This is a genomic window from Bacillus sp. 05T31 (assembly GCF_056396725.1).
The window spans coordinates 1-5808 of sequence record NZ_JBFTMA010000232.1 but is presented as its reverse complement, the minus strand read 5'-3'; the positions used below and the strand labels follow the sequence as shown (position 1 = coordinate 5808).

Below are 5808 nucleotides of genomic sequence, written 5' to 3'. Positions count from 1 at the left end.
GATTACAGTGCTTTTTATTATAGATTATGAGATTGTAGCATTTTCAAAAATAACAATTTCTGAACTGTTTGTTGTTGAAACGCGTTGTGCGTAATATGTTAAAGCTGAAGAAATATATGTTGGTAACGAATCATTTGTATGTGTTGTTGTATATTCATGGATTAATTCTTTTAAAGTCGTCCATTCTAATTGTGCTGGGTGATCAGAAACGAAAGAACTTACCCAGCGATCAAATGAAGATGAAAAATCAGTTTGTAAACGAAATGCTTCTTTCATAATAAAACGCTCCCTTAAAATGTAGTATAATCATTTTAACATAAAACACGAACGATTACTAAGTTTTTCGAATATAACGTTCGTGTTATATAGTTGTCTAGATGATTGGTTATGTAAATTCGATTTGCCATTTGAAATAACATTCCGTAAGATGAAAGATAGATTATATAAAGAGCTGGAGGAAAGAAAGTGGAATTTGTATTTTTAGGAACTGGTGCAGGTGTTCCTTCGAAAGGAAGGAATGTTTCAGCAATTGCTTTGCAGTTGTTAGAAGAACGAGGACAGACTTGGTTATTTGACTGTGGCGAGGCGACGCAACATCAAATATTACATACATCAGTACGTCCACGCCGCATTGAAAAAATATTTATTACGCATTTACATGGCGATCATATTTTTGGATTGCCGGGTTTATTGGGTAGCCGTTCGTTTCAAGGTGGAACAACAAAATTAACAGTGTACGGACCAAAAGGAATTAAACAATTTATTGAAGTGGCATTATTAGTAAGTACGACACATGTTAAATATCCACTTGAAATCGTTGAGATTACGGAAGAAGGTATTGTGTTTGAGGATAATGAATTTTGTGTAGAAACAAAAAGGTTATCACATGGAATTGAATGCTTCGGATATCGAATTGTAGAGAAAGATATACAGGGAGCTCTTTTAGTGGATAAGTTACTGGGAATGGGTGTGAAACCTGGTCCCGTTTTTAAACGCTTAAAAGATGGTGAAGTAGTTGAATTAGAGAATGGCACAGTGTTAGATGGAAAAGATTTTATTGGCCCGCCTCAAAAAGGAAGAGTTATTACAATTTTAGGCGATACACGATATTGCGAAGCGAGTAGAGAGCTTGCGCAAGATGCTGACGTACTTGTTCATGAAGCGACTTTTGCGGCAGAAGATGAACAACAAGCGTATGATTATTTTCATTCCACATCTAAGCAAGCTGCGAGTATTGCACTTCAGGCAAATGCAAAACGCTTAATATTGACTCATATTAGTTCTCGTTATCAAGGAGATACATATAAGGAATTATTGAAAGAGGCAAGAGAGCTATTTTCTAATACAGAAATAGCTACGGATTTAAAATCATTTCCAGTAGAAAGATAATAATGTTGTGAAAACATGGTGACGATAGGTTGCCATTTTTTTTATTTCTAAAAAAATTAAAAATAAAACTGTTATCATTTTATTTTTATATAAGATGACACAGAAAGTTTTAATGATGTGAAGATATAGGATAAAAATACATAATACCGATTATTTAGAAAAACTGTTATATAAGTCAGACGACATACGAGTGGTACAAGTAGCGAAAATGGATTTTTATTCAGAACTTTTAAAATTTATTAAAAGTAAGCGTTTTATTAAAAACAAGCTATAATGAGGGCAGATTATAATTTATTGTAGGCTACACGCGTTTTAGCTATTTTTCATAACAAGTGAAGTTGACTAAATCGTGAGAGAGCAACATGGAAATTATAATAGGAAGGATATTACTATTATTTGTACTAAGTCTTTTTTCACTTTTTAGYTTTAAAACATCAAAAGGTATGAAAGCAATGGGAGTTTCACTTGTTTATGCTATGCTTGTAAGGGGTTCTGTGTTAAACTTTGGATTGCTACCAGACTTTATTGTGGACTATCTTATATTATTTTTAAATGCAGGTAATGCTAAGTTTCTTATTTATTATTATAACTGGTATTATTTCAGGATATATTGCTTCACTGTTATTCAAAAACTATCCAATTCTTACAGCGGAACAAATTCGTGGTACGACTGGAACAGCAACCGATTCGGTAGCTTAATAGAATAGTAAATAATTTTTTCATAGAGGTTTAGGGGGAGTTATGATGAAGTATCGCTCAGTGTTTGATATTATTGGTCCGGTTATGATTGGTCCATCAAGTTCACATACAGCAGGCGCGGCAAGAATGGGGCAAGTTGCTCGTCAGCTGTTTCGTCATGAACCAGAGAGAGTTAGCATTTCATTATATGGTTCATTTGCAAAAACATACCGTGGTCACGGTACGGATGTAGCGCTAATCGGTGGAATACTAGGATTTGAAACAGATGATTTACGTATTCCAAGTGCGTTAGATATTGCAAAAGAACGCGGGATTGAAGTGGAATTCATTGAAGAAGATGCAAATGCTCCGCATCCAAATACAGCGAGAATTCGTCTGTATAAAGGTGAAGAGGAAATTGAAGTTGTTGCTTGCTCAATTGGTGGCGGTAAAATTGAAGTTGTAGAATTAAACGGATTCGATCTTCAATTAACAGGCACGAGTCCAGCACTACTTATTGTAAATAACGATCGCTTTGGTGCTATCGCAGCTGTAGCTTCAATTCTTGCTAAGCATGAGATTAACATTAGTACAATGAGTGTTTCTCGTAAGGAAAAAGGAAGAAGAGCGCTTATGGTCATTGAAACAGATGAATTATTAGCAGATGAAGTRATTGMRGAAATAAATGGRCAACAAAATATTTGYCAAGTAACTATTATGGATTAATTGCAGGGGGGACACACCATGTTTCGGAACGCAGCGGAACTAGTGGCGCAAGCTAAAGAGMAAAATGTAAAAATCGCAGAAATTATGATTCAATGTGAAATGSAWACAAGAMRTATYTCACGTGAAGAAGTAATTGCTGGTATGGAAAAGAACTTAGTTGTGATGGAACAAGCAGTAGAACGTGGTATTCGTGGTGTAAAATCACCGACGGGTTTAACTGGCGGAGATGCTGTGAAAGTTCGAGAGTATATGAAGAGCGGAAAAGGCTTATCTGGGGATACAATTTTGGACGCAGTGAGTAAAGCAGTTGCGACAAATGAAGTAAACGCAGCGATGGGAATCATTTGTGCAACACCAACAGCAGGTTCTGCTGGAACAGTGCCAGGTGTACTGTTTGCATTGAAAGAAAAATTACAGCCTACACGTGAAGAAATGATTGAATTTTTATTTACAGCAGGAGCTTTCGGTATGGTTGTTGCGAATAATGCTTGTATTTCCGGTGCTGCAGGAGGTTGCCAAGCTGAAGTAGGTTCAGCAAGTGGAATGGCAGCTGCAGCAGCAGTTGAGATGGCTGGTGGAACACAAGATCAAGCAGCTACAGCGATGGCGATTTCATTAAAGAATATGCTTGGTTTAGTATGCGATCCTGTTGCAGGGCTTGTAGAAGTACCTTGTGTAAAACGTAATGCAGCAGGAGCTGCGAATGCCATGATTTCAGCTGATTTATCATTAGCTGGTGTAACTAGTACAATTCCATGTGATGAAGTCATTGAGGCGATGTTTAGAATTGGACAAACGATGCCAGTAGCACTTCGTGAAACAGCAGAAGGTGGCCTTGCAGCAACACCAACAGGTCGTCGTCTGCAAGAAGAGATTTTTGGTAAGAGTAATAACTAAAAGCATATCATATGATTAAAGTGAAAACGGAGCTCAAATAAAGTTGAGCTCCGTTTTTTATTTTTCTTTTGCTATCTTTTCTAATGTTTTTCCAAGATCGTGTGATCGTTTCGTTGCTTGTGTAATACATGAGATTAATGCTTGTTGAAAATTATGCTCCTGTAATATTTCAATACCTGCTTCAGTTGTTCCACCAGGAGAAGTAATTTCTTTTCGCAAAATAGAAGGGTGTTTTTCGCTTGCTTTTAGCATTTCAGCAGAACCAATCATCGTCTGAAGAATAAGAGATTTTGCAACATCTTCTTTTAAACCAATTTTTTTTGCTGCCTCTTCCATTGCCTCTACCACGTAATAAATATAAGCTGGTCCACTTCCGGATAATGCAGTGATAGCATGCATATCTTCTTCTTTTACAACAGAGACGAGACCAATCGTTTCAAATAACGAAGTTGCAATGCGAATATGTTCCTCCGTTGTATGTTCTGAAGGTGAGATAGCGGTAGCGGATTTTAAAATGGCTGCAGATGTATTTGGCATTGCACGAATAATCGGAACGTCTTTTTGAAGTAGGTTTCTAATTGAATGAGTAGAAACACCTGCTAATAACGAAATAATAAGCAAGTCATTATTTATGTATTCTTTAAGAGGAATAACCGCTTCTGCGACATCTTTTGGCTTCATAGCTAGAAAAAGAATATTTGCATCAGCAAGTAATTCCTTTTTATTATGTGTACCTTTGACACCGTATTTTTTGTGTAACTCCTGTAATCTTGTCTCGTTAGAACGATTACTTACAGTGACGTGTTCTCCCTTAACAACATTTGCGTTTAATAAGCCACCAATAATCGCTTCGGCAATAGAGCCTGCACCGAGAAAGGAAATGTTTTGCATAGACATGATGTGCCTCCTTTAAATTTGGTTAGAAATACTTATAAATGTACATACATTCGTTTTTTTATGGAAAAGACCTCTTTTTATCTGAAAATAATGACAAATTTATAGGGAAGTTGTAAACTGAAGAGGTATTCATTTTTGAACCGGAAAAAGACAGGGGGGCTAAGCATGACGGCGATTCATCGAATGGAGATTCCTGTTCCATTTGCAGTTGAGACAGTGAATGTGTTTTTAGTTGAGGGAGAAACATTAACGTTAATTGATACAGGGACAAATACAGAAGAAGCAAAGAAAGCACTAGAAAGTCAATTAGGTGCATTAGGATATAAGATAGAAGATATTGAAACGGTAGTGATTACGCATCACCATGCGGATCATTGCGGACTTTTAAATACATTTTCTGAAAAAGTAAAGATTATCGGACATCCTTGGAATGAACCGTGGATTACACAAAATGCTGAATTTTTAAAGAGGTATCATGAATTTTTTAAAGAGACAGCCTTGCAGTTCGGCGTTCCAGCAGTATTTCTGAATGGTGAGGCATTATTGACGACGAAGACACTTAAATATTCTTGTAATAGATCGTTAACACATACTGTGAGAGAGGGAGATCGTATAGATTCGTTACCTGGATTTACAGTGATTGAAACCCCGGGTCATGCTTCCACTCATATTTCATTATATAGAGAATCTGATGGAATATTAATTGGTGGGGATGCTCTCATTAGTCATATTTCTTCAAATCCAATATTAGAACCACCATATGAAGGGCAAACAGAAAGAGCGCATCCTTTATTGCAGTACAATCAAACGTTAAAACGTTTAAGTGAAATGAATATTTCACGGATTTTATCAGGGCATGGGGAAGATGTTCTGAATGTGAAACAACTTATTGAAACAAGATTACAAAAGCAAGAGACACGTGCTTTTAAAGTGCTTGAACTATTAAAGGAAAAGCCAATGACAGCATTTGAGGTGTGTGTAAAACTATTTCCGGTATTATATAAAGAGCAATTACCACTTACTATCTCAGAAACTGTTGGACAATTAGACTTTTTAGCATATAATCAACAGGTGATGATTGATGAATCTTCACAACAATTGATTTATTATGCAAAGTAGGTGACAGCAATGACGGGACGTTTACAAGAAAAAGTAATCGTCATTACAGGTGCTTCTAGTGGAATTGGAGAGCAAGTTGCAATGCAGGTTGCAGAGCAAGGG

The 5808-nt window shown here is 36.5% G+C and carries 7 protein-coding genes and 1 pseudogene; 6 read left to right on the top strand and 2 right to left on the bottom strand.

Features of this window, described 5'->3' with window-relative positions; translation table 11 throughout:
- Positions 1 to 24: 24 nt before the first annotated feature.
- Complete coding sequence (locus AC1DJR_RS15205; protein WP_000656495.1) at positions 25 to 276, bottom strand: DUF3932 family protein; 252 nt, start codon at positions 274 to 276, stop codon at positions 25 to 27.
- 189 nt (positions 277 to 465) lie between these two features.
- Here AC1DJR_RS15205 and rnz point away from each other — a divergent pair, with 189 nt between their 5' ends.
- The 4 genes from rnz to sdaAA all read left to right on the top strand — a co-directional run bounded on the left by rnz (position 466) and on the right by sdaAA (position 3690).
- Positions 466 to 1389: a ribonuclease Z gene (gene rnz / locus AC1DJR_RS15200; protein WP_002014952.1), complete on the top strand. Its 924-nt coding sequence runs from the start codon at positions 466 to 468 to the stop codon at positions 1387 to 1389.
- Between the two features lie 552 nt (positions 1390 to 1941).
- Entirely contained in the window at positions 1942 to 2088 is a 147-nt protein-coding gene (locus AC1DJR_RS15195) for a hypothetical protein (protein WP_158080567.1), read from the top strand.
- Between the two features lie 45 nt (positions 2089 to 2133).
- On the top strand, positions 2134 to 2793 hold the full coding sequence (sdaAB, locus tag AC1DJR_RS15190; protein ID WP_477002935.1) for an L-serine ammonia-lyase, iron-sulfur-dependent subunit beta: 660 nt from the start codon (positions 2134 to 2136) through the stop codon (positions 2791 to 2793).
- An 18-nt stretch (positions 2794 to 2811) separates the two neighbouring features.
- The gene (gene sdaAA / locus AC1DJR_RS15185) at positions 2812 to 3690 is read left to right on the top strand and encodes an L-serine ammonia-lyase, iron-sulfur-dependent, subunit alpha (RefSeq protein ID WP_477002934.1); all 879 of its coding nucleotides are present in this window, start codon (positions 2812 to 2814) and stop codon (positions 3688 to 3690) included.
- Positions 3691 to 3747: 57 nt separating this feature from the next.
- Here sdaAA and proI read toward each other — a convergent pair whose 3' ends face one another.
- Positions 3748 to 4587, bottom strand: coding sequence for a pyrroline-5-carboxylate reductase ProI (proI, locus tag AC1DJR_RS15180; RefSeq protein WP_429687762.1), 840 nt, complete (start codon positions 4585 to 4587; stop codon positions 3748 to 3750).
- Positions 4588 to 4752: 165 nt separating this feature from the next.
- Between proI and AC1DJR_RS15175 the strand changes: the two genes are divergently transcribed.
- Entirely contained in the window at positions 4753 to 5706 is a 954-nt protein-coding gene (locus AC1DJR_RS15175) for an MBL fold metallo-hydrolase (protein ID WP_002014957.1), read from the top strand.
- Between the two features lie 9 nt (positions 5707 to 5715).
- Positions 5716 to 5808 (top strand): annotated as a pseudogene (locus tag AC1DJR_RS15170) (oxidoreductase); the annotation flags it as partial.

What these genes read in the sequence shown, in the direction of transcription:
- AC1DJR_RS15205 (WP_000656495.1), bottom strand. Translation starts at nt 276, where the DNA reads ATGAAAGAAGCATTTCGTTTACAAACTGATTTTTCATCTTCATTTGAT.
- AC1DJR_RS15195 (WP_158080567.1), top strand. Translation starts at nt 1,942, where the DNA reads ATGCAGGTAATGCTAAGTTTCTTATTTATTATTATAACTGGTATTATT.
- proI (WP_429687762.1), bottom strand. Translation starts at nt 4,587, where the DNA reads ATGTCTATGCAAAACATTTCCTTTCTCGGTGCAGGCTCTATTGCCGAA.
- AC1DJR_RS15175 (WP_002014957.1), top strand. Translation starts at nt 4,753, where the DNA reads ATGACGGCGATTCATCGAATGGAGATTCCTGTTCCATTTGCAGTTGAG.